Origin of the sequence: Pelagicoccus sp. SDUM812003 (assembly GCF_031127815.1) — a bacterium.
Taxonomy (GTDB): Bacteria; Verrucomicrobiota; Verrucomicrobiia; order Opitutales; family Opitutaceae; genus Pelagicoccus.
This window is the reverse complement of the sequence record NZ_JARXHY010000005.1, coordinates 289,920-313,319: the sequence shown is the minus strand read 5'-3', so window position 1 is coordinate 313,319 and position 23,400 is coordinate 289,920. Positions and strand designations below refer to the sequence as shown.

The window sequence follows — 23,400 nt, the reverse complement described above, 5'->3', positions numbered from 1 at the left end:
GGTAAAGGGACGTATGCCGCAAGGCGCGTTTCCCAGAGCAGGGCGGGAGAATCCAGATCAGTTTCCGCTTTGCAAGTATTGATTCGCTTCGCGGTAGCCGGGATCGTTGCGATTCGCGATGGAGAGGAAGTCGCGATAGGCTGCGGAGACCACGGATTTCGCCGCGTTGGCGTCGCGCAGCGTCTGAGCGAGGATCAATGCGATGGCCGGGCTGCGTGGAAAAAGCAGACGGGTGGCCTTGATCTCTTCCAGCACGCGGGTGGTATTCTGAGTCTTGCGCGCCGTCATCAAGTACTGGTAGGCGATGGTTTCCGATCGAGGCGCTCGTCGCTTGGCCTCGAGGATGGTGGCTTCCGCGTCATACCAGTCTCCGCGGCCGTAGTAGGCTCTGGAGAGCTGATACCAGATTTCCGCGTTGTCGGGATCGTCCACCAGCAGATCGGAGAAAAGGGCGATGGCGTTGGAATAGTCCTGCGCTTCGAGGGCCGCGATGGCTTCCTCGTAGGGACTGAGCTGAACTTCTGCGGGCAGATCGGGCCGATCCTGCGATTGGCTTTCCGGAGCGGCGGTCGGCTGGTCGTCGCCGAAGAGGGCTTCAGGAGCCTTTTCGGAGGTGGAAGCGGTGGCTGCGCTCGGCTGTTGCTGGCTCGGGGCTGTCTCCGGCTCCTCCGTCTCCTCGAAGTCCTGAAGCGTTTTCGCCACGTCCTGCTGCTCTTCGGCCTGCTGGCGTTGATCGCTCCGGTTGCGCTCTTCCAATTCGCGTCGCTCCTGTTCGAGCTCGCGGGCGGCTCGCGTGATTTCCTCTCTGGCTCGTATCCAATTCTCGATGACGTTGCGCGACTCTCTGATTCGCGGGTCGTTGAGATCGTTTGGATAGCGTTGCTGGTAGGTCCGCAGCCAGTTGCTAGCTTGCTGGAGCTGCTTGAGACTGGTTTCCAGTTTGATCAGCTCGGCGAGAGCCTCCTTCGAGGCGTAGTTGTCCTCGTAGGCCGCTGCTTGACCGAACCAGGAGCGAGCTTGCGGAATGTTGCGGCTGAGCAGGTAGAGCTCCCCAAGCTTCAAGGCCGGTTGCGAGGAAGGGGTGATTTCGTTCCAACGAGAGGCGGCCTTGATGGCCTGAGTGGTCAGGCCCTTTTTCTCGTACTCCTGAGTGAGGGCTTTCCAGGCTAGAAAATCGCTGCCGTTGTTCTTCAGGTAGGCCTCGAAAGCGAGGATGGCCTTGTCGCTGTTTCCCATCTGGGCGTGCAGCTCGCCGATCTGCACCCAGAGCTGATCCTGTTCCGGGTTTTGCTCGACCGCGGCTTCCAGCAGAGCGACCGCTTCCTCGTTCGATCCCTGATTCTGCAGGGCTTTGCTCAGGTCGATGCGCAGTTCGTTGGAGTCGGCGAAGGTGTCTAGACCATCGCGCAGGATGTCGATGGCTCGAGCTGGCTCGTTTTCGAAGAGCGCTTCGTTGGCCTTGGACTGGATCTTCTGGATGCGTTCCTCCCGACTGGCGCAGCCTTGGAAGAGCGCGGCGAAGCAGAGCAGTAGCAGCAGCGCGATGCGTGATTTTACGGAGGAAAAAGAGGATGACATTCGGGAACGGGCGTTCGGAGAAGCGTGCACGAGACTTCGGCTTTCACCGTTTGCAGGGTTGTAACGATTGGCGAGGAATTTTGACAACTTTTATTTACAATGCGTGTCCCTCGATTTTCGGAAGCTTGATCCTGCCCTCAATTAGGGGCAGGATGTGTTCGTTATTCAATCTGCTAAGTCATTCGTACGTGTGAAATCCCCTTTTTCCAACCATTGGGCCTTCGGCCTAGGACGCTACTTCCGAGTCGAGCTGCTGATAGTCGGAATTCTCGCCGTGTTGGCGGTCATCAAGTCGCTGCAGGGCCAGGACGATTTCAGCATCTTCGCCAACCAGCCGCCCGTGCCGTCCAATCGGGTTTTCGAGTACGAGATCGATAGCTTCAGCCTCTTCGAATACACGGAGGCGGTGGAGGACATGATGCAGCTTTTCGAGCAGTCGCGCGGGGAGCAGATCGAGAAAGGGGAAAAGGGACGGGTTGGCCTGAAGGTCTACAGCGATTCCGGGCCGGGATTGAGCACCCCTTCCGCTTTGGTGGAGGCGGTGATCCAGTCGCTGATCAAGCGCGGCTACGCCAGATCGGATATTTTCATCATCGGCTCGGACGCCAACAAGCTGCGCGAATCCGGCTTTCTGCCGCCATTGAGCGCTCGCTCCTATTTCTTCAACCAGACCTACGTGCGCGCGCTCGATACCGGTCGCTACTATCATGAAAAGTGGTTTTACGACAGCCCGTTGCCAGCTCAGTCGGCCAGCTACTGGATCAACGTGGCCAAGGAGAATCCCTTTCCAGCGAAAAACGAGGAGGAACTGGCTCGCAAGAGCTACCTCCCGGTGCCCTTGCTGCACGAGGTCGACTTCTGGATAAACCTGCCGTGCTACTCGGATCATCCGGTTTTGGGGATCAATGGGGCTCTGACCAACGCCACGCTCTGGAACGCCAGCAACACCACGCGCTTTCTCAACAGCCCGGCCACTGCCCCGGTCGCGGTGGCGGAGATGGGGGCCATCCCGGAATTGCGGGAGACCTGGGTGTTGAACATTGCCAGTTTGGAGCGCTACCAATACGTGGGCGGTCCGATTTTCAACTCCCTCTACACGGTGTCCGAGCCGGTGGTGGTGATGAGCGACAATCCGGTGATGCTCGACGCCCTGATGAGCGAGCGCATCAATGCTCACCGAGCGAAAAATGGGTTTGCTCCCTTGCCTGAACAGCTGAAGATTCTCGCCTTTTCCGAACAGCTTGGATTGGGCGATGGCGACATAACGTTGATGGACCTGATTCACGCGAACTAGCCGCAAATCAGAAATTTGAATACAACCGTGTCGTCCCCGAGAAAGGTCTTCGTCGAAACCGCTAAGTCCACCTATCCGATCCATGTCGGTCGAAGCTTGCGCTCCGCTTTGCTGGAGCACGTGGCCGAGTTGAAGGCCAAGGATAGCCTGGTCGCCGCGGTGACCGATAGCAATGTCTACGCGGCCCAGCCCGAGTTTTTCAAGGCGATCGAAGCGGTGGCGGCGGTGAAGGTGGTGCCCGCGGGCGAGACCAGCAAGTGCCTGGCGACCTTTGGAAAGGTACTGGATTTTCTGGCGGAAAACAAGTTGGACCGAGGCGGCGTGGTTCTCGCCATCGGCGGCGGCGTGGTAGGCGATCTCGCTGGCTACGCTGCGGCATCCTTTCTGCGCGGCGTTCGCTTTATCCAGATTCCCACTACGCTTTTGGCAATGGTCGACAGCTCGGTCGGAGGGAAGACCGGCATCAACATTTCCGCTGGCAAGAACCTGGTCGGCGCGTTTCACCAGCCGATTGCGGTGTACTCGGACATCGATCTGCTGAAGACCATGCCGCCGCGGGAGTTCGCTTCCGGTATGGCGGAGATCATCAAGCACGGCATGCTCGCCGACGCGAAGCTCTTTCAGTTGCTGGAAGCGCGTTCCATCCTAAACGCTCGGGACGAGCGCTTGGAAGAGGTGGTGGAATGGAACTGCAGAATCAAGGCTACGGTGGTGAATGCGGACGAGAAGGAAACCGCCGCCAGCGGAGGCCGAGCCCTGCTGAATCTCGGGCACACCTTTGGACACGCCATCGAAAACGTGGCTGGCTATGGCGAATACCTGCACGGCGAGGCGATCGGAATCGGACTGGTGGCGGCGGCGATGCTCAGTTGCTCCTTGGGATTCATCCCGGAGAGCGACATCGACCGTATCCGAAGAGTGGTGTCTGCCCACAAGCTGCCGACCCATCTCAGCAAACCGCTTTCGGTGGATCGGCTGATGAACGCCATGCGCCTCGACAAGAAAGTGAAAGCAGGGGTGATCCGTTTCGTAGTGATGCGACGTATTGGCCAGGCGGAGACGATCGAATCCGCGGACATGGATCAGATCTGTCGAATCTGGCGGGATTGCGGAGCGGTTTAAAAGCTGGATTCGTTGACTGAAAAGGGTTTAGCTCAGGCTAAACCATGCGGTCGATCGACGAGATTCTGGTAGGAGAATACCTTGAGCAAAACGGGTTCATGGCGCGTCCGCTGCGCAAGTCGCGTCCGCAGTCCAAGAAATCGGGCGACGAGGGGTTGGACTTGTACATCCGCAACATGGTGTTCGTCCCGGGCGGGCGGGAGCCGAACTTCCTGCTGTTTTCCAGCGAGCTTCGCTACTTGGAGAGCGCCATCGTGTGCGTGCGAGGCTGGTACGGCGAAAAGGCGGCGCTCGCCAGCATGTCGAGCGGTTCGGACATTCTTCGCTACCTCGAGTCTCATGTGGCCAAGAAGGTCGAGAAGTGGTTCGCCTACGACAAGGGAGTGACCTTCGGAACGAAGATTCCTCCCAAGAAGATCCTGCTCGCCCCGGTCTTCCCAACGCAGGAGCCGCACCGCTCGCAGTGTATCGAACTTTTGAAGTCGAAGGGGGTGGATGGGATCTTTTCCTTCAAATCGATCCTGCTGGACTTGATCGATCGGGTGGATACGAAGCAGATCTACGAGAAGTCTCAGCTGCTGCAATTGCTGCGCACCCTGAAGACCTTCGATCTCTTGAAGGACTCGCAGATGGATCTCTTGGGCTAAGCGCGCGCACGAGAGACGCGGCCACGAAGACTTCGGCTCATGATCGTCGCGTTTCGTCTAAACGCTTCGTCAGAGAGTAAAGCCGCTGCGCCGTGCTTGGCGCAAACTGTCTAGAGGCTCCAGAGCAGCTGGCTTTGCCCCCGTTTGACCAGCCATTGGTCGTTGCTGAGTTCGGGCGATTCGTCGTGGCGCAGGATGCTGAGCTTCAGATCCTCCAAATTCGGCTGGCCGGCTTTCATCCAGCGCTTGCCAGCGCGTCGCAGGGCGATCAACGCCTCTTCCTCGCCGTAGCTCAGGACTCGGTCTTCGTTGAAGAGGGCGAGACTGCCACCGCGCGATCGTTCGATTCCCGCGAACTCCTCGGCGAAGCCGAGATCGGGATCGTCGATCAGGTAGGAGCGCTGGCAATCGTGCGCGATGCGGGCGAAGGCGATGAAGTCCGAAATCGCTTCGCTCGGGATCTTCATTTGGGCCCAGCTGACCTCGTGCGGAGCTCCGAGTTCGGCGAACTGCGCTTCTGGCACTGGAGCGTATTCAGGAACCACGCACGAACCCGTCACGGAGACGAAGCTGCAAGGCATGTGGAGTTTGCTATCGAAACGGGCATGGTCCGATTTTTGAAGCAGGGCCAGCAGGTCGCAACCCGGCTGGATCTTCACCACTAGGAGCAGCAGGCCGTTGGCAGCGATTTGCTGGAAAAAGCAGCTCGGCAGGTCCCAGGCGCTTGCGGTGAAGACTCCCCGGTCGAAGGGCGCGTCCTCCGCGAGAGCTTGGCTGCCGTCGCCCGCGGCGATGGTGACTTGCGGCAGGTTCATCGCGTCGATGGATGCTTGAGCGCTGCGAGCGAGTTCCTCGATGATCTCCACGCTCAGGACGCGGCCACGACTTCCCACCAGTCGACCCAGCATGGCTGCGTTCCATCCGCTTCCGCCGCCGAGCTCGAAAACGCTCATCCCGGGTTCGAGCTCCAGCAGATCCAGCATGTAGAGGACGAGGGAAGGTTGGGAGATGGTGGATAGGGTACGGCCGTTTTCGTCGCGGAAAATGGACAGCGGATGGTCCGCGTAGAGCTCGTCCAGGTGGTCTTTCAGGTCGCTTCGCGAGAGTTCGATCCATGATCCGCGCCTCGAGGAATAGAAGCGCGGCACGAAGCGATGGCGCGGCGTATCCAGAAAGGCCTGACGGATCGCTTTCGGTATCGGGGTTTTTCCAAAGAAGCGTTGGGTGGTGTGAAGCAGCGTTTGCTGGCGTTCGCGCACGGATTGGGCGAGAGCGGATTCGGTATCGGTCACAATCCTGACGGTAGAAACGAGCTTCCTGGTTGCGAACCAATTTTTTCGTCGACTAGCGACTGGCGCTTCGCCTCAGGACGAAAACGGTTTGCGGCGCGCCCGCTGGGGACGCGCCGCTCTTACCTAGCGGTGGCGAGCTCGCTTCTATGCCTCGGCGAGCTCTCCAAGTTTCAGATGGATGAACATCTGGCTGGCCAGCTTTTCCAGGGCGTGGCCGGTCGCGGGCAGAGCCCGCAGGATGCGAGCTCGATTGCGGGCGATCCAGAGGTCGGACATGTCGATGGGGGTCGAGTTCTTATCCATGTCCGCCATGTTGACCCAGTGAGCAGTCATGTCTCGTCCCAGCTCGCGCAGGCGCAGCTGTCCTTCCTTGGCCCATTCCTGCACCCGGGTGAATTCGCAGGCCACGGTTTCCGCTTCCTGCATGCCGAGGTTGAGGCTCAGGCTGCCTAGCGGGCCGAACTGGCGGGCCGCGTCGCCGATGAAGAAAATGCGATCCTGGTAGGGATCGATCAGGTAGCGTTTTTCGAACGGCACCGCCGCCCGGTAGCGTATGCGGTTGATGTATCCAGTTATCCATGGCACCCGACGGTCGATCAGTTCCTTGAAGTGCTGATCGTCGAGCAGCTCAGGCACTTGCTCGCGGTCCGGCAGCAGGCTGCGTTCCTTGTTTCGGTTTTCGGACGGCAGGGTGAGGCCTTCGAATTGGAAGGCGAGGCGAGCCATGCCGTCGAGCATCGGGTACTGGGCGGTGGCGAGGTCGTTGTGGATGCTCAGCCGCATGGCGTGGTTGGGATCCATATCCGTTTCGAATTCGAAGAACACGAAGTATTGGTCCTGGCCGAGCAAGGCGCTTTTGCGATGGGTGAATCGGCGTATGAGCGAGTTGTATCCATCCGCGGCGATGAGCAGCTTGGTCTGGTAGTGGAAGGTGCGTTCGATGGTGCGTTCGGTGTGCGAAACGGCGTAGCCGGTCCCTCGGTCCCCGTAGCGATCGACTTCGACGTAGACGCCTTGCTCGTCGTGCTCGAGCGAGGAGACGCGGTGGTCCCAGAGGATCTGAACGCCCGCTTGGGATAGCTCGTCTTCCAGCACGTATTCGAGGTCCGATTGGGAAATCGAGATGGCGTAGGGAAAGGCGATGGGCAGGCTGTTGAGCTCGACTGTTTCGCGTGGCTGCGTGTCGTCGTAGAGAAGTACCGTATTGATGCGGTATCCGGATTCGATGACGCGCTCCGCGAAGCCGAGGCGATCGAGCAGCTGCAGGGTCTGCGGGTGGATGATCAGGTTGTTTCTGCTGGTGCAGGCCCGACGCTCGCCGTCGACGATGGTGGTATCGACTCCGTTTCGGGCCAGAGTAAGCGCTGCGATCATGCCGACCGGGCCGGCTCCTGCGACGAGAGCGTCGACTCTTCGTTTGCTAAACATAGTGTCCCCCTTTCGATGTGTGCAATAAGCGTTTTAGGTGAGAGGTATGGGGTAACCGCGTACGAGAGAAGACGACGGCACGCTCGACGTCTTTTAGAGAAAGAAACGAATGCGACAGGGATCTTCTTCGTGGTTCTCGTGGCTGCCTCAGCCTTTCGAAAAAGGTAGTCCAGATTTCGGTCTGGAGCAAGGCGTGGCGCTGCAAAGTTGCCTACATATCGGGGCGTTCTGAGGAGAAGGCGCTAGGGGACGAAGCGGCGGGGCGGACTCGGGCCCCTCCGGTTTGGGGCGGGTGTTTACAGATGAAAATAAGACGTTGTGCTCGGCTGTGAATCGGCTTTGGTGGGAGGCATGCCCGAGACCGAGTCCACGCCCGATCACTGGTCGGCGTTCAGGGAGCGCTGCAGACGGATCATTTTCCATTCGAACGAGTTCGGGGAGAAGCTTTTCGACGTGCTGCTGATCGTCTCGATCTCGATGAGCGTGGTCGTGGTGATGCTGGAGAGCGTGCGCAGCATTCGGGCGAGCTATGGTCCCAGCCTGTACGCGCTGGAGTGGGGCTTTACGGTATTGTTCACCCTGGAGTACATCGTACGGATCTACGTATCGAAAAAGCCCTTACAATACATTTTCAGCTTTTTCGGCATCGTGGATTTCATTTCCATCCTGCCTACCTATTTGGATCTGATCTACCCTGGAGCGCACTATTTGATGCTGTTTCGGGCCTTGCGGGTGCTGCGCATCTTTCGGGTGCTGAAAATGGTGAACTACGTGGGCGAGGCGAATCTGCTCTACCGGGCGATCTGGGCCAGCGGACGCAAGATCGTGGTGTTCATCTTCTTCGTGCTCACTCTGGTACTGATCCTTGGTTCCATCATGTACCTGATCGAGGGGCCGGAGCATGGGTTCACCAGCATTCCCAAGAGCGTGTACTGGGCGATCGTCACCTTGACCACGGTGGGCTACGGAGACATCTCTCCGCAAACCGCGCTGGGACAGGTGTTCGCCTCGCTGATCATGATCATCGGCTATGGGGTGATCGCGGTGCCAACGGGGATCGTGACCGCGGAGTTGACCTTGGCCGCTCGCGACCAGCGACGGGAGGGGGCCAAGGGCGCCTGCAAGCGTTGCGGGGAGGTGGAGCATCGGGTAGGAGCTCGGTATTGCCACGTCTGCGGCGAGTCCCTGCGTTCGTAGGGGGCCTGATCCGGCATCGGTCGCGAGGTGTCGGGGAGGATGAAGCGATCAGCCTTTGGCGGTCCAGATGCGCAGGGCCTGCAGGAGAAACGACTCCAGCACGGCTTCGGTTTTCATATTCAGGCGTAGCAGGTGAGTGGTTTTTTCCAAGGCTTCGACCGACTCGACCAGCTTGATGGGAACCGAGCTGTCGTCGAAGAGCTTCTCGCGGGCGAGCTGTTCGGTGGAGGACTCGACTGCCGCTAGAAAGTCCTGTCGTATGGAAATGCTGATACGCGATTCCAGAGCGATGCGTTCGTCGTCGCTCATGTCTTCCGGCAGCTTCTCGGATTGGGCTTTCCAGGCGGTTTTTCCCAAAGTTTGGATGATGTGGGAGAAGCGCTCCACCAACCCGTAGGCGCCGATGATGAAGTGCGGGATGCATTGCTTGCCGCCTGGTTGTCCAGTGAGCAGGTCGGAGAGCCATTGACGGTAGGCGGCGAGCCATTCCTGAGCGGTGGGATCGTCGAAGGTGGCCAGCCCGGTTGGGAGGCGAAAGAGCTGGCAGCGGCTGCGGATGGTGGCGAGCAGCGAATGCGGACGGGTCGTCAGCAGCAGTATGGTGGTATTGAGCGGGGGTTCTTCGAGCGTTTTAAGAAAGGCGTTGGCGGCGCTGGTGTTGAAACGGTCGACTTCGAAGATGATAGCTACCTTGCGCTCGCCAGCCTGCGGGGAATGCTGGATGTTTCGGATCGCTTCGCGGGTGTCGTCCACCGAGATGACGCGCGATTTCTTGGAGGGGCGCAGGGTGAAGACGTCCGGGTGTCGAAACAATTTTTCCTCCAGTTGCTCGGGAGTTGCCGACACGCCCAACAGGCGGCAGGACAGCTCGATGGCGAAACGTTCCACCTGAGCGAGGTTCTGCCCGTGGATCAGCAAGGCGTGAGCCAGCCGGTTTTCGGCCATGGCCTTGTCGATCAGAGCTTTCGGGTCGCTTGGGGCCTGGATCTCAGTCACCGTGAGTTTGAGCGCGCGTCGGTACGTGACGGGCTTCCTAGAGGTTGTCTAGAACGGTTTTGAGGATGTCCTCGCGATTCTCCTCGAGCGAAAGGGTGCCGTCGACCACGTAGTAGCGTTCGGGCAGGGAACGCGCCAGCAGCAGGTAGCCTTCGCGCACCTTGTTGTAGAAGTCGATGTTCTCCTGCTCCATGCGGTCGGGAAGGTCGGTCACGCGGCGCTTCACGCGGCGAATGGATTCTTCCGCCGGCACGTCCAGGATGAAGGTGAGGTGAGGGGTGACGGGACCGACGGCGAACTGGTTGATGTAGGCCACCGGATCGCTGGAGATGCTGCGGGCCGCTCCTTGATAGACGGTGGTGGAGTCGAGGAAGCGATCGCAAAGCACGATGGAGCCTTTTTGCAGCTCCGGCAGGATCAGCTCCCGTACCAGCTGAGCGCGAGCCGCCGCGAAGAGCAGCAGCTCGGTTTCCGGTGTCATGTTCTGGCCACTGGAGCTATGGATCAGCAGATGGCGAATCTCCTCGCCGATCACGGTGCCGCCAGGTTCGCGGGTGACCACCACTTCGTGGCCCATGCCGGTGAGCTCTTCCGCGAGCAGGTCGATCTGGGTCGACTTGCCGCTCCCTTCGGAGCCTTCGAATGTGAACAGTTTTCCGGTCAAGGTTTCCGCGTCAGTCATATTTCTAATGCCCTTACCAGTTGCGAAGGAAGCTGTCGATATCGTTTAGGCTCGGACTCTTAGCGGTTCTGACGTAGAAGCCGGAGAAGCTCACGCCGACGGTGAGGCAGGCTTCCGGGGAAAGGCCGAGCTGCTGGGCGCTCATGAAGCCGGCGTTGAAATGGTCGCCTGCTCCGGTGGTGATTTTTGGATTGGGTTCGTAAGGTCCTTCCACGCACCATTCGCCATCCTTAGTGGCGCACGCGGCTCGTTCCTTCGGGTGCACCACCACCATTTTGAGACCCAGCTCGCGTCGTATCGCGGCTGCCATGGCCTGGAGCGATTCCGCGTCTTCCCCTGTTTCCTGGATGCCGAAGGCTCTGCTGACCTGCTGGCCTTCCGCCAGATTGAGCCCGAGCACCGCATTGCCGAAGCTTTGGAATTTTCCGATGACGCGCAAGGCGTTCACCAATTCGCCGGTGGAGCGCTTCTCAGGATCGGCCAGGTCGAAGAAGAAGGAGCGTCCGCCATCGAGCGGCGGCAGGCTTGGCAGGGCTTTGGAAAGCAGGTCTTCGAAGATCTGGGTCATGTTCGGGATCATGGTCCAGTTGACGAGCGCGATCATGGAGCAGCGCGAGAGCTCGTCGAGCAGCGCTCCTTCGCCCATGGCCTCGACGATGGCATCGTAGGTGATGTCTTCGAGGTACTTGGTGATGCCCATCATGATCTTGCCGTCGGTGAACTCGATGGCGTTGGTCAGACCGGGTTCGGAGATGGAGAGGGCGTTGGTCTTGGCGGCGAAATCCTGGAAGACCGGATGGATGTTCGGATTGCCTAGCGAGCCGATGTAGCGAAGCGGGTAGCCGGCCGCGACCATGGCGTTGGCCATGATGGGGCCGTTTCCTCCCAGCTTCTCCATCTTCGGGAACATCTCGATGTTGGTGCTTTTGCCGGCGGCCGCGTTGATGCGCGCTCCGAAGTCGGAGATCGTGTCCATGCGGGTGAAGTCTTCCCCTTTGCCAGTACGCTTGGCAACGAGGTGGAGGATCGTATCCACAAATCCATCCAATCCGACGAGGACGCGCTTGCCAGCTTGCTTGCTGCGTTTTTCCGAGAGTTCCTGTAGTGCTCGTTGGCGATAGTCCATAACGTGAGGTAGTGAAGAATGCGGGCGAATAAATTCCCCTATGGAGGCGAGCGCAACTAGATTTGTGCGCCTCTGGAAGAGCGGACCTGGCATTGGCCGCAAATTGGCTCGATGGCTTGCCGAATCGCCCCGCTCCTCGTTCCCGATCGGCATTTTTCGCGCAATGAGTGAAATTTGTTGAACGGATCGCCGCGCTTGCGTTCAAACAGGAGTCGGCCTTCCATCGGTTAACCGTTATCGTCTCCTTCCCCGTGCTCATCGCCCAGTCCGCAAGCCTTTTCACCTACTTCAGCCAGAGCAACCTGGCTGGCAAATGCATCATTCTCGCCCTCGCTTTTTTCAGCATCTGCGCCTGGGCGGTCATGATCGGCAAGTATTGGGAGCTCAAGAAGCTCCGCTTGCTCAATCTCGGATTCGAGCAGTCGCTGCATCGTCAGCCGTCGATACTCAATCCGCCGGGCACCTTCAAAGCGCCGCGGCAGGTTCCTTACGCCGCTCTCTACTCGGATGCCATCGAGGCCTATCAACGCATCAAAGCAAAGAACGGCGAGTCCTCGGAGCAGCTTCGAGCGGCCCGGGTGGAGCACGTGGAAAACGCCCTGCAGCGTGCCCTGGCCAACAAGACTCTTTCCTACGAGTCGAGCATGGTCTTTCTCGCGACCATCGTTTCCGGGGCTCCGTTCTTCGGATTGCTCGGCACGGTGTGGGGGGTGATGGACGCCTTCGGATCGATCGGGCTGCAGTCCTCCGCCACCTTGCAGAACCTAGCTCCGGGCGTTTCAGGCGCCTTGCTCACCACGGTCGCTGGCCTGTGCGTTGCCATACCTTCGGTTTTTGGATACAACTATCTGCTATCGCGTACCAAGGTTTTGGTGACGGAGCTGGAGAACTTCGCTAGCGCCCTGGCGGACGTGATCGAGCTGGAAAGCCGATAGCCCGGTTGCGAGGAGTGAACGCTGAATTCTGATGGCTCGATCCTTTCATAGAAAACGCTCTCTGGAGCCGAATTCGGAGCTCAATGTCACCGCGTTGATCGACCTGGGATTCGCGTTGCTGATCATCTTCATGATCAGTACGCCGCTTATCGAGAAGGAGCAGGTGATGGAAGTGGACCTTCCGGTGGCCAGTCCAAGCAAGGCCCAGGCTCAGCCGGACAATGTGGACATCGTGGTGGTCAACGACGGCTATCGCGTGGACGGCAATCTGATCGGAGAGCCCGAGCTGGAGCAGGAGCTCGCTCGTTTCGCCAGCATGGGCAAACCGCCGGTACTGAGCATCCGAGCGGATGCGGACACGCGCTACCAGAACGTGGTGCGCTTGCTCGACTTGCTGAAGGAGTATAAGTTGTCCAAGATCAACCTGGTCACGCGACCGGAGGAGTAGTCCGAGAAAGGGGCGAGGATGGAAGAGATCAGGCTAGCGAACATGTTCTACGAGCAGAGGGGACCCTTGGTCTTCTCCGCCAGCGCCCACCTGGTCGCCGTGATCGTATTCGCGATTCTAGGGCTGGTTTCTCCGGAAAAGGATCCCGAGGAGCTGGTGTTCGAACTGGTCTCGCCTCCAAGCGGAGGATACGCTCAGGAGACGCCCTTGACGCCTATCGATCCGATCCAGTACCGAAGCGAACAGATAGATCTGCCGACCGAGGACGAGATCGTATTGCCGGAGCGCCCTCTGGTGCCGGTTGAGATTCCAGAGCCGGTAGTGGAGCGGAGACCGGTGGTGGAGCAGCCGAAGCCGGTCGAAACCAAGCCTGTGGAGACGCCCAGGATGTCGCTGGAGGATTTTCGCAGGATGCATGGAGATGAAGTGAAAAACGTTCGCGCCAAGCCCAGCCCCACCTCAGCTCCACGCATCGACTTGAGCAAGGATCTGCAGCAGCTTCAAAAGAGCCTGAACGACTTAGGGCTGAAGAGCATCCCCGGCGTGGACGTATCCTCCATGAGCGTGTCCGATCAGCAGACCGTGGCCAACTACCTGGCCCGTCTACGAGCCGCTTTGAAACGGATGGTCGAGCGGCACCCCATACCCGGCACGCCGCTGCGGGCCGTGGTGAGCTGCGACATTTCAGGGGGAGGACACATTTCGGATGTGAAGCTCGTGCGCGGGAGCGGCGATCCGGTTTACGACCGCAAGGTCATGGAGTCCTTCCGCAAGCTGCGCATTTTCGATGCTCCGCCCGACAACGTAGGCTACTCGGACGTGCCGTTCACCTTCGTGCAGGAGTAGGCGTTGGGGCGGCCGGCTCGGGCAGATCCGGAGCGATTTGAGGCGCTAGTCGTTGAACATGCCGCGAAACGAGTCGCGCAGCCGCTTCCAGCTTTCGCAGGTGATCGGCTTGGTGAGGTACTCGATCACATTGCTGAAGCTGAGGGCCTTTTGCCGATCCGACTCGAGATCGGAGGAGGTGAGCATGGCGATCGGAACCGAAGATGAGGCATCGAGCCGAGCGTTGTACGCTTCCAGAAAGCTCAGGCCATTCATTCCGGGCATGTTGATGTCCAGCAAGACCAGATCGGGAGTCGGGTTGGACGAGGTGAGGATAGCGAGAGCCTCGTCTCCATCGTCTGCGAATTCGCACTGCACCTCGGGGTTTTCGCGGTTGATGACCTTCCGCGCCAGAAATTGGTCGACGGAATCGTCTTCGACTATGAGTACCTTTTTCAAATCAATCCTCGCCTTGGTTTTGTATGGGAATGCTCAGAGTGAAGCATGAGCCTTTGGGCAAAGGGGCGTAGTGTATGGTTCCGCCGATACGCTCAATGCTTTTTTTCACCAAATAAAGTCCGAGTCCGCTTCCCCGTGAAATCCTAGGGTGAAACCTCGTGAACATGGTGAAAATGTCCTTACGATACGGCTCAGGAATCCCTAGTCCATTGTCGGCGATCTTCAGGACCAGCTGATCGTTTTCGGTTCTTGCGGATAGGCGAATGCGACTGAGGGGCTCTTGGACGTCCGAGTACTTCACCGCGTTGGAGAGCAGGTTGTCCAAAATGTTTCTGAGGCGGATTCGGTGCAGCTTCAGCGGCTCGGACTCGATGTCGATCTCGAACGAGATTTGCTTGCTCTCCTTCAAATGTTCCACGCTTTGGATACTTTCCTGAACGAGATGAGTGAGGTCGGTCAGCTCTCCTCGATCCTCCATGTTTTCCATTTCGGTCATTTGCAAAATGTCGAGAACCAGTCGATCAAGCTTGTTTAGGGCCGTATCCACTTTTTCCAAACAGTCCAAAGCTTCGCTCAGCTCGTTTTCGTGAATGAGCTCTTTGGTCAGTCCGATGACGCCGATCGAGGAGGCCAGCGGAGATCTCAGATCGTGAGAGGATCGGTAGGCGAACTCCTCGAGCTCCTTGTTCGCGGTTTCCAATCGCTGATTGGCCCGCTTCAGCTCGGCGTCCGCCAGCTGGAGCTCGCGCAGCGGGGCGATGAGGACCTTTTGAATCGCGAAAAAGAGGAAGACTACAAAGAGGGTGGCGATCACTAGAGCCTGCACGATTTCGATGAGCAAGGTGTCGCGGATCAGCTTGGCGGACGGGTCCGAGCTGAGGAACACGCGCACGTTGCCAGTGGTCATGGAAGCGTTCTTGATCGCGACGTAGGCGCTGTAGCTGCCTTCCAGGTCGGCGTCCGGTTCGAGAAGGTCCTTGTTCGAGACCAGTTCGCCCGACGCGTCTTTGTAGAGTTCCATGAAAACGTGCCCGAAATTTCCATACACCACGATACCTTTCAGGTAGGGGTCGCGAAACTCGGCTTCCAGGATTGCGTTGGTCACCTCTTGCGAAAATGCTCTATCGTAGCTCTTGCGATAGATGTCCCAAACCGATGGGGCTACGGAGTTCGCGATGCGAGTGGCTATGTTTTCGGCGCGTGTCGCGAGGTCCTTCTCAAGCGAAGTTATCGTAATGAAATAGCGTATACAAACGAAGATGGCCATGGTGGCCAGCGTGATGAGGATGAGCGCCAGCAGAAGGCGGTGCGAAAGCGAAGAGCCCTTGAGGCGGAAGTCGAGCCCTTGCGGTTCCTGCGCCTCGCTCGATGAATCTGCAGACGTCCCGAGGCTACTCATACGCTTGATAGAATTCGTAGTAGGAATCGTAACGAGCCTTGAAGGCTTGTTTCGCATCGATGAGGCGTTTTGAGAATTCGTCCTCTCGACGATAGCGCTCGACGATGGTGTCGTTCGCCCGGCGCCAGCGCTGAATGTCGCTGTCGCTCCAGACGTTTAGCTCCATGCCCATTTCCTTCATGCTTTCGATCGCCGCGAAATCGGATAGCTTTGATTCGAGCGTCGCTTTCAAAGAGAAGTCGCGCATGGCGGATTCCAGAATCTGCTGTAGGTCGGGAGAAAGGCGGCCATACGCTTCCTCGTTTATGAGAAAATCCGACAGCACGGACGGCTGCCAAATGGCGGGAATCAAGGCGTAGCGGCATTCCTCGTGGATTCCCAGATCCAGCACGCCGCTTGGGTTCGCCCATTCGACCATTTCGATGCTGCCATCCCTCAGCGCAGGCAGGATTTCCTGAGGCACGAGCGGGATGGTGTAGGCTCCGGAGGCTTCCGCCATGACCTCGCTGGGTAGCCCCGGCCCGAAGCGCATGCGTTTTCCCTCGAGATCGTCGAGACCATAGATCGGCGTTTTCGAAAGCAGCCCAAACTCCATGCCTGACCACCAAGCAGGTCTCCAGATCACGCCCAGAGGGAGGGAGAGCTCGTTGGCCAACTCGGTACCTTTCCCTTCGAAGAAAAACATCATCGACGCGTCCAGATTCATGAAGTCGAACGGCCCTGCGTTCATGACCGCCCAGGCGGGATGCTGACCGGACCACCAGTTGGGCCAGCCGTTTCCCATCTCGATCCTACCGTCCGAAACCGCGCGGAAGATGTCGGGCCCGTTTGCCAGCTCTCCTCCCTCGTGGATGGAGATCGTGAAACGTCCTTCGGACATTCTGGCGACGTTTTCGGCAAAGGTTTGCAAAGCCGCGAAGTCGACGCTTCCTCGATAGGAGTGGGTCTGCAGACGCCAGGAAACGGTTTCCGGCTGGCCGGTGGGGCCGCACGCAGTCATGGCCAGCAAAGCGAGGGCGGCGAGGCAGAAGGAAACGAACTTGCGGAGCATCGAATGGAGGGATGGACAGGGAAGGAGCTCTCTAGGAATCATCAGCCAATCCCTCGGGAATCGCAAGGATTCTTGAGCTCGATTTCCCTCCGTCCCTCGCGTCTTGCCTGAGGACAATACGCAAAAAAAGCCGCTTGCGAGAAGCGGCGGAAATCGGAGTGGTGGAGCCGATCGGGATCGAACCGACGACCTCCTGCATGCCATGCAGGCGCTCTTCCAACTGAGCTACGGCCCCAAAATAGAGTCGCTAAAACGGCAACGATTTCGCCCCTTGGCAAGAGAAAAGTTTCGCGATTTTCTCTTAGCCATACCCTTGGCGCTTTCCCTGCCTTGGGGCCGTCGACTCCGGACTTCGCTTAGAAGGAATCGTGAAATACGACTTCCTCCAGGGGAAGTTGGCCGCCACGCGGGCGAGCGGGCTCTTTGGCTTTTCCGACGACCACGAGCATGCCGATGACGTGGTCCTCGGGGAGATTGATGATTTCTGCGAAGGCCTCGGGATCGAAGCCAATCATAGGGCAGGTGTCGTATCCCAGGCTTTTTGCGGCGAGCATGATGGTTTGGCCGGCTAGACCGGCGGAACGCATCACCTCATCTCGCTGAACCTCCTCCTTGCCTTCGTAGAAGTCGCCGATCATGGGAACCAGCATGTCCTGTACTTGCTCTGGGGCGTTTTCCCAGTAGCGCTCGGGATCGCGGCTATGGGCCTTGAGATCGCCGCAGATGAGTATGGCCGCGGAGGCCTCCTCGACTTGAGCCTGATCCCAGGCTGCGGCCCGCAAGCGCGTCTTGGTTTCGGGATCGCGCACGACGACGAAGCGCCAGTTTTGGATGTTGTAGGACGTGGGAGCCTTGATGGCGGACTCCAGGATTTTAGTCAGGTCCGTCTCTGGGATCTGAAAGTTTGGATCGTAGTGTTTGACGGAACGGCGTTGTTCGATCGCTTCGAGTGTGTTCATAGACTTTTTCGTGTTAGGGTTGAGCGTTGCTCCACCGGAAACGGCGCCGGACCGCGTATCCAATCGCTGGGCAATCCAGTGCAGTTTCGACCAGGTATTGGGTTCAACGGTCATCACTTCGATGCGCCTGCAATTTGGCTCGAATAAACGATACGACGCAGGAGCGCCATTTGATCGCCTAAGGCATCGGGTGCAGGTTTTCCCAGCTTACCTTCCAACTCCCATCCTGCGGGAAGCCAGGGGCATGGATTTCTGGCGCTCCGTCCCAGCCGGCTGCCATCATGGCGATCGCTGTCAAAAGTCCTCCGTTTCCAGGAAGGTAGATGCGAAGGTTTTCGGGCTCTTGAAAATTGTGTCCATTGGGCGAATACGTGTTCTTCTGCACGTCGAGCAAAAGCGCTTCGATGGCCAGCTGGGGTTCGCCGAGGCGAGCGGCGGTCATGGCCATCATGGGGTAGTCCCATCCCCAGGTGTGCTGCCAGTCATAGGTATCCATCACATGGCGAAGGGTGCGCTCAAGCCGCTGATCATCGACGGTCTTGCCTGGCAGCATGCCTTTGATGGCGACCACTGAGGGATGGTCTTTCGGGTTCCAAACGCCCTCCGCGGTGGCGTATCGGTCTTCGAAGAGAGGCAGCGGGGCGAGATCATCCAGCACCTGATCCCATTTGGATGCGCGAGGCTTCCCGAGCCGCTCGAGCCAGCGTTGAGCGGTCTCGAGTCCCCAGCGCCAGTAGACGAGTTCGAACGGCGGGTCGCGCGTGACTCGCGGGTCGTAGCTCTCCTGGGCGGGAATTAGCGGCGGCCCGAGGTGGTAGGCTCCGCTTTCCGAGTCGCGGTGGGCGTAGTCGGCCATGAAGTCGGCTGTCTCTGTCACGATTTTCAGGTAGCGCAGCAGCGTTTCCGACGAGGGGTTCTGGCGATAGCAAAGCTCAGCGAAATAGATCGGGTGCGGCTGCTGCCAGATCAGAAGCGGCGCGATGGTGGAGGGAACCTGATTTCCCTCGGCGTCGACGTTTTTCGGCCACCGGGCGCCCGCGTAGCCCTGCAAGCTCGCGATCGAACGGGCCTTGGGGAGGATTTTCTCGTACCATGAGAGAGCAGTCTCGACGACGTGGATACGATCCCACAGGGCGAAGTGAACCGCATGCCACCAGTGCATCTCCAGATGCGGTTTGCCGTACCAGCTGTTGAAGGTGAGCCCGGTTTCCTGGGGTGGAAGCGAGCCTCGACACTGGATCGCGGTGAGGTACTGCGAAAGCACGATACGGCGCTCCAGCTCGGCGGCTCGTGGATCGGCGCTGCCGGACAAGTCGACGACTCCTCCGGAAGTCCAAAAACGGCTCCACTCGGTGGCGCTCGCCTGGCGAGACTCCGGAAATGAGGGGAGTGGCGTCGCATCAGGTTCGGCTGAAAAGCGAATGGAGAACCAAAGGCTGTCCTGTTGATTGGCATAGCTGAACCGGTGGGCGGATTCCCGTTTTAGTCTACCGTTTCCTTCGACGCTCACCTGATAGGCGGTTTCGTCAAGCGTTCGAAGGATGGTTGCTCCTCTCAGTTTGCTCTGGTGCTTGTCCGGGCGCATCCAGTCTTCCGGTACAATTCCCCAGTCGCTCTTTCCGTAGGCGAAGCGCAGGCTCACCCGAAGGCGTTGGCTAGCGAGCATCGGCGAAGAGATCTCCGCTGAAATCGTGTCGCTGTCGGGGTGGCAAACGGTGACGACCTCTATGGGATCGCCTTCCACTTCGAAGCGACTCGTGAGCGTACCGGTCCAAAGATCCAGCTTTTGGTCGATCGCCTCGATTTGGTCCAGGCTCGCGATGGCGCCTTCCGATGTGACGATCTCCAGTCCTATGGTTCCGAGTCCGATTCGGTGGGGGTTGCCACGCAACCATTGGCCAGCGTCGCTGTGCTGGTCGTATGGATACGGAACAGGCCGGCCGTAGGTATCGAAATCCCGGTAGGTATCCTCGATCCGGTAGCCCTGGCTATTGGGAAAACTGTGCCAGCCCCATTCGGACTGAGTTGAGAGAGGAATCCCGTTCTGCGCGTAGGCTTCTGGAAAGCTCTGGAGTCCGGTGATGTCCGCCGTGAACGCGAAAGCCCCGTTTCCGAGGCTGAGGGCGGACAGCGTATCCGCTTGGTCCAGGCTCGGATTGTGTCGACTGACCAACGCCTCGCGATCTATTGGGGGCTGATCCTCTGGCTCGGCCGTAGCGAACAGGGGCCAGATTCCGAATGCGAGGAGGGCGAGGCGTTTCATCGCAGCTCCCAACTGACATCGATAGGTCCTTCCAAGCTGAAGGCGACTGGCTTCCCATTCTCTGCGGGGTCGTAAATCTCTACGGTGACAGGGCAGGCGATGGAAGGGGCAGTCACGCGAACCTTGTTTTCGGATCGTTCGAGGGTGATGCGTTTCTTTGCGTTTTCGTCGAACGGATCGATGTATTCGAATAAGCATGACTCTCCCTCTATTCCTGGAAAAGCCTTGATCGTCAGGCGCGGTTCCCTCCGGTCTTGCCAGCGTTTGGCGTTTCCTTGGTAGACGTCTCCTGTGACAAGGATGCTGTTGGCTTTTATCCAGCGAGGGAGTTTGCCAAGAGGAGCGTCGACCTCAATCCGCTGAGGCGTGTCTATAAGGAGACGTTGGCTTGGGTCGTCGAAGTCGATCCAAGTCCCTGCGGGGAAGTAGACCGATCGCTTGACCGCTTTTTCGAGCACAGGAGCCACTAGAATATTGGGACCGAAGTAGAATTGATCCCAGATGGCGTAGGTTCGAGGATCGTCGAGGTGACGGTATGCCATGGGCTGCATGACGGCGCCAGTTTCGCGGGCGTTGTGAGAAATTGAATACAAGTAGGGGAGCATGCTCATGCGTTCTTCGCATACCGTCCTGAAAGCCGATTGGAGCCGCTTGCCGTAGCGCCAGGGCATCCGATCCTCGCCGTCGCCGCCAGCCCCATCCAGCTTGATTTCGAATAGGCCGTTTACGCTGCCAGCTTGAAGCCAACGAATGTAGAGCTCTTCATCGATGAATCCCTCTCCGAGGTAGCCGCCCACATCGGTTCCCCAGACAGGAAAGCCCATGAAGGAGCAGCGGATGCCGTTTGCGATATTCGACTGCAGGCCCTGCCAGTTCGATCGCGGATCGCCGCCCCACAAGGCGCTCAGGTAGGGCTGCGCTCGGTGTATGCCTGCTCTGGCGAAGTTGACCTGGTCGTCGCCCCACGCCTCTTGAAGGGCTTCATGGTGAACCTTGGTAAAGAGGTACACGTAGCGGTTGCGTCGCTCGGCAGGACCGATGGATCTGTCATGCCAATGCTCGTACAAGGGAAACACTTCGTCGGCCCGGTCCATCTTGTGGCCCTTGACGCCGTGCGCGTACTGCTTTTTCGCCAGTTCGCTTTGGAACTGCTCGACCGTTTCCGGGTGGCTGAGGTCGAGGTAGGTGAAGGCTCCAGCGAGGTGTTTGGGAAAACGTTCGCTGCCGAACATAGCGGTCGAGGTCCAGGTCATGAACTCGAGGCCGAAATCTTCTCGGATCGTTTGTATCCATTTTTTTGGGTGGGCGAAGGACTTGCTGAAGTTCATCTCGGACCATGCGTGGTGGCCGTCGCTGTAGGGGCGGTCCACGAACCACGACGTGAGGGGGATTCGCAGGTCGCTCATGCGGGAAATGTCGCCGAGGATTTCCTTCGAACCGCCGTCGTTTTGATCCCTCCAGGCGACCGGTCCTAGTCCCCAAAGGGGGAGCGGCTTAGGATCTCCGATCAGAGCGAAGTAGTGGCGGTGCACCTCGACGCCATCGTCGCCAAAAAACAGATACCAATCGAGCTCCCCTGTATCGTGGTGGATGCGATTCGCTCCGTTGACCGCCAAGTCGTAGCGTCCGCGAGCGAAGGTGTCGAAAAACGCTCCGTAGCCGAAGGAGCTTAAGTAGAAGGAGGACATGGCGGAAGCGTAGTTTTCCACGATGCTTTGCCCTTCGCTGGCGACTTCCACGCGTATGGAGGAGCCGCGAAGGTCGGGCGACTTTTGGTTGTCGGGCTGCAGCGGCTCGGAGAGACCGAAGAAGTGATCGCCCAGATCCTGTAGGACGAGCGTGCATTGGTCGGCCCAGGTAGGGGAGCTGTGGATACGAAATCCACCTGGGACTTCGCGAATTTCGATTGTGGCCGGGCGCGGCGTTTGGTCGTTCGGGTCGTTGTTGAATTCGACGGCGGAGGGATAGAGGGCTTCTAGGATGAGGCTTGATTCGTCGCGGGAGACCAGGCGCATGGATATCGGGTCGTGGTAGTCGAATCGGATCGATATCAGTCGCAGGATCGGGTCGCCCGCTTTGGAGACCACGATGTCGCTATCCTCGAAGTCGAGCGCGGCGCCCGCGTTTTCCAGCTGCGTTTCCGCCACGGCGGCGAGGGCGGAAACAAAAGCGGCTGTCGCAGCTAGGAAGACGCGACAGCCAGCGAAGGCGTAGAGAGTGGGGTGTGGAATCATTTGGTGATGGGGAAACTGAGCGACAGCTGCACGCCGTCTCCAATGGGGCAGTTTTCGATTTTGCAGGTACCGCCAGCCGACCAGACGTTGGTGGCGATAAGCGAGAGTCCGAGACCCATGCCTTGAATTTCGCCAGTCGAGTAGCGATCCGCTTGCCAGTAGGGTTTCCAGACGTTGGCAAGCTCGACCTCCGATAGCGGTTTTGAGTTGTTTTGGAAGCGGTAGGTCACCACCTCAGGGCTCGATAGCGTATCCACGAAGCAGTTGATGCGAGCTCGCGGACCGTTCTTGAATTTTATGGCGTTTTCCACGATTTCGCGCACGCAGGCTTCGAACGCGTGGATGGAGATGCCGATCCGAGGAGCTTCATCAGTGGTGTCATCCATCGATAGGCTCAGGTCGAAATTCGGGTTTTCCGCGATGCGGTTCATGAGCTCGCGGGTTTCGCCGACGGAAGCACGAGGATGGTCTGTATTCGCGTGGGAACTACTTTCGAGGAAGGCCAGAATGGATTGCACGTCGTACTCGAGACGAGAGATGCCCTGGCGCTGCAGGTCCAGGACCTTGTCCAATCGCGTCCCTTGGGCGCTCTCGCCCTTGAAGGTGTCCATCAGCTGGCTCGCCGCCTTGAGGGCGTTGAGCGGAGTCAGCAGCTTGTGGGATATCATGCGGGAGAAGGTGTGCTTTTCCTGGAAGGAAATGATCTTCTCGGTGATGTCTTCGAGTTTGAGCAGCAGCTGGTTCGAGGAGGCGGAGCCCAGCGATTGCACGGTCGCCTGCACCCATTGGGACTCCCCGTCGATGACGTTTGATTTGACGAGGATGAACGGTGGAGGATCGGGAAGCGAGGTGGATCCGAGAAGCTGTTGCTTGGCGTCGCGCGGCTGGACGGCGTACTGATCGGAAGCGATGTCGAAAAAGTCGAGATTGCTCGGGCTGGGCTCCGGGATGGCGAGAAACTTGCGAGCGGCGGGATTCGCGAAAAGAATCTGTAGTTGCGGATTCATTACGATGTACCCGAAATTGGACTGGCGCACCACCAGTTCGAACTTCTGGCGCTCGTCGCAGAGCTTTCGAAAGCGATTGAGGCGGAGAATGCCTTTCACGCGGGAGCGCAGCTCTATCTTGCTGATCGGCTTGGGGAGGAAGTCGTCGGCTCCCGCTTCGATGCCTTGGATCATGGACTCCTCGTCGTCCAAGGCGGTGATCATGATTATCGGTATTTCGGATAGGCGCTGGTCTCGGCGAATCTCCTGACAGACTTCGAAGCCGCTCATGCCGGGCATCATGACGTCGAGCAGGATGATGTCCGGGGTGCGAGCCTTGGCGATTTCGATGGCCGAGAGGCCGTTTTCGGCCAGCAGTATCTCGTAGGACTCGTGTGATAGCAGGGCTTCGATGGAGCGGCGGGCTCCGAGGTTGTCGTCGACGACGAGGATCGTATTGATCGCTCCTAAAGGCATGG

The 23,400-nt window shown here is 58.8% G+C and carries 20 protein-coding genes and 1 tRNA gene; 7 read left to right on the top strand and 14 right to left on the bottom strand.

The genetic code is table 11. The features are described from left to right. Positions 1 to 57: 57 nt before the first annotated feature. On the bottom strand, positions 58 to 1,578 hold the full coding sequence (locus tag QEH54_RS09705) for a tetratricopeptide repeat protein (RefSeq protein ID WP_309018469.1): 1,521 nt from the start codon (positions 1,576 to 1,578) through the stop codon (positions 58 to 60). A 190-nt stretch (positions 1,579 to 1,768) separates the two neighbouring features. On the opposite strand from QEH54_RS09705, the gene QEH54_RS09700 reads away from it, so the two are divergent. From QEH54_RS09700 to QEH54_RS09690, 3 genes are read left to right on the top strand one after another with little or no spacing between them, the layout of a single operon-like run. Continuing rightward, a complete protein-coding gene (locus QEH54_RS09700) occupies positions 1,769 to 2,872 on the top strand; it encodes a hypothetical protein (RefSeq protein ID WP_309018468.1) in 1,104 nt (367 codons plus the stop codon). Positions 2,873 to 2,899: 27 nt separating this feature from the next. Then, on the top strand, positions 2,900 to 3,994 hold the full coding sequence (gene aroB / locus QEH54_RS09695; RefSeq protein WP_309018467.1) for a 3-dehydroquinate synthase: 1,095 nt from the start codon (positions 2,900 to 2,902) through the stop codon (positions 3,992 to 3,994). Positions 3,995 to 4,038: 44 nt separating this feature from the next. Continuing rightward, positions 4,039 to 4,641: a hypothetical protein gene (locus QEH54_RS09690; protein WP_309018466.1), complete on the top strand. Its 603-nt coding sequence runs from the start codon at positions 4,039 to 4,041 to the stop codon at positions 4,639 to 4,641. Positions 4,642 to 4,751: 110 nt separating this feature from the next. Here QEH54_RS09690 and QEH54_RS09685 read toward each other — a convergent pair whose 3' ends face one another. Both QEH54_RS09685 and QEH54_RS09680 read right to left on the bottom strand, forming a co-directional pair. After that, positions 4,752 to 5,933: a protein-L-isoaspartate O-methyltransferase gene (locus tag QEH54_RS09685; RefSeq protein ID WP_309018465.1), complete on the bottom strand. Its 1,182-nt coding sequence runs from the start codon at positions 5,931 to 5,933 to the stop codon at positions 4,752 to 4,754. Positions 5,934 to 6,077: 144 nt separating this feature from the next. Further along, positions 6,078 to 7,361, bottom strand: a complete 1,284-nt coding sequence (locus QEH54_RS09680) for an NAD(P)/FAD-dependent oxidoreductase (protein ID WP_309018464.1) — start codon at positions 7,359 to 7,361, stop codon at positions 6,078 to 6,080. 351 nt (positions 7,362 to 7,712) lie between these two features. Between QEH54_RS09680 and QEH54_RS09675 the strand changes: the two genes are divergently transcribed. Continuing rightward, the gene (locus QEH54_RS09675) at positions 7,713 to 8,558 is read left to right on the top strand and encodes an ion transporter (protein WP_345785648.1); all 846 of its coding nucleotides are present in this window, start codon (positions 7,713 to 7,715) and stop codon (positions 8,556 to 8,558) included. Between the two features lie 48 nt (positions 8,559 to 8,606). On the opposite strand, the gene QEH54_RS09670 is transcribed toward QEH54_RS09675, so the two are convergent. From QEH54_RS09670 to QEH54_RS09660, 3 genes are read right to left on the bottom strand one after another with little or no spacing between them, the layout of a single operon-like run. Then, on the bottom strand, positions 8,607 to 9,554 hold the full coding sequence (locus QEH54_RS09670; protein ID WP_309018462.1) for a hypothetical protein: 948 nt from the start codon (positions 9,552 to 9,554) through the stop codon (positions 8,607 to 8,609). A gap of 37 nt (positions 9,555 to 9,591) precedes the next feature. Continuing rightward, positions 9,592 to 10,236 carry a dTMP kinase gene (gene tmk, locus QEH54_RS09665; protein ID WP_309018461.1) on the bottom strand — a complete coding sequence of 215 codons (645 nt, stop codon included), beginning with the start codon at positions 10,234 to 10,236 and terminating at the stop codon, positions 9,592 to 9,594. Positions 10,237 to 10,249: 13 nt separating this feature from the next. Continuing rightward, entirely contained in the window at positions 10,250 to 11,362 is a 1,113-nt protein-coding gene (locus QEH54_RS09660; protein WP_309018460.1) for a PfkB family carbohydrate kinase, read from the bottom strand. Positions 11,363 to 11,529: 167 nt separating this feature from the next. Here QEH54_RS09660 and QEH54_RS09655 point away from each other — a divergent pair, with 167 nt between their 5' ends. Genes QEH54_RS09655 through QEH54_RS09645 form a run of 3 tightly spaced genes read left to right on the top strand, consistent with a single transcriptional unit; the run spans position 11,530 to position 13,591 of the window. After that, positions 11,530 to 12,297 (top strand): MotA/TolQ/ExbB proton channel family protein, encoded by a 768-nt coding sequence (locus QEH54_RS09655; protein WP_309018459.1) that lies wholly within the window; start codon positions 11,530 to 11,532, stop codon positions 12,295 to 12,297. A 31-nt stretch (positions 12,298 to 12,328) separates the two neighbouring features. Continuing rightward, the gene (locus tag QEH54_RS09650; protein WP_309018458.1) at positions 12,329 to 12,745 is read left to right on the top strand and encodes a biopolymer transporter ExbD; all 417 of its coding nucleotides are present in this window, start codon (positions 12,329 to 12,331) and stop codon (positions 12,743 to 12,745) included. Between the two features lie 18 nt (positions 12,746 to 12,763). Beyond that, complete coding sequence (locus tag QEH54_RS09645; protein ID WP_309018457.1) at positions 12,764 to 13,591, top strand: TonB family protein; 828 nt, start codon at positions 12,764 to 12,766, stop codon at positions 13,589 to 13,591. A 45-nt stretch (positions 13,592 to 13,636) separates the two neighbouring features. On the opposite strand, the gene QEH54_RS09640 is transcribed toward QEH54_RS09645, so the two are convergent. The 8 genes from QEH54_RS09640 to QEH54_RS09605 form a co-directional block, all read right to left on the bottom strand. Further along, entirely contained in the window at positions 13,637 to 14,029 is a 393-nt protein-coding gene (locus QEH54_RS09640; protein WP_309018456.1) for a response regulator, read from the bottom strand. Between the two features lies 1 nt (position 14,030). Next, positions 14,031 to 15,428 (bottom strand): HAMP domain-containing sensor histidine kinase, encoded by a 1,398-nt coding sequence (locus QEH54_RS09635; RefSeq protein ID WP_309018455.1) that lies wholly within the window; start codon positions 15,426 to 15,428, stop codon positions 14,031 to 14,033. Beyond that, complete coding sequence (dctP, locus tag QEH54_RS09630) at positions 15,421 to 16,479, bottom strand: TRAP transporter substrate-binding protein DctP (RefSeq protein ID WP_309018454.1); 1,059 nt, start codon at positions 16,477 to 16,479, stop codon at positions 15,421 to 15,423. The genes QEH54_RS09635 and dctP overlap by 8 nt, the downstream gene beginning before the upstream one ends. Before the next feature lie 159 nt (positions 16,480 to 16,638). Then, positions 16,639 to 16,714, bottom strand: a tRNA-Ala gene (locus tag QEH54_RS09625). A 121-nt stretch (positions 16,715 to 16,835) separates the two neighbouring features. Continuing rightward, positions 16,836 to 17,438, bottom strand: coding sequence for a nitroreductase family protein (locus QEH54_RS09620; RefSeq protein ID WP_309018453.1), 603 nt, complete (start codon positions 17,436 to 17,438; stop codon positions 16,836 to 16,838). 178 nt (positions 17,439 to 17,616) lie between these two features. After that, positions 17,617 to 19,701 (bottom strand): hypothetical protein, encoded by a 2,085-nt coding sequence (locus tag QEH54_RS09615; protein ID WP_309018452.1) that lies wholly within the window; start codon positions 19,699 to 19,701, stop codon positions 17,617 to 17,619. Beyond that, complete coding sequence (locus QEH54_RS09610) at positions 19,698 to 21,935, bottom strand: TIM-barrel domain-containing protein (protein WP_309018451.1); 2,238 nt, start codon at positions 21,933 to 21,935, stop codon at positions 19,698 to 19,700. The genes QEH54_RS09615 and QEH54_RS09610 overlap by 4 nt, the downstream gene beginning before the upstream one ends. Beyond that, a complete protein-coding gene (locus QEH54_RS09605) occupies positions 21,932 to 23,398 on the bottom strand; it encodes a response regulator (protein ID WP_309018450.1) in 1,467 nt (488 codons plus the stop codon). The genes QEH54_RS09610 and QEH54_RS09605 overlap by 4 nt, the downstream gene beginning before the upstream one ends. Between the last annotated feature and the right edge of the window lie 2 nt (positions 23,399 to 23,400).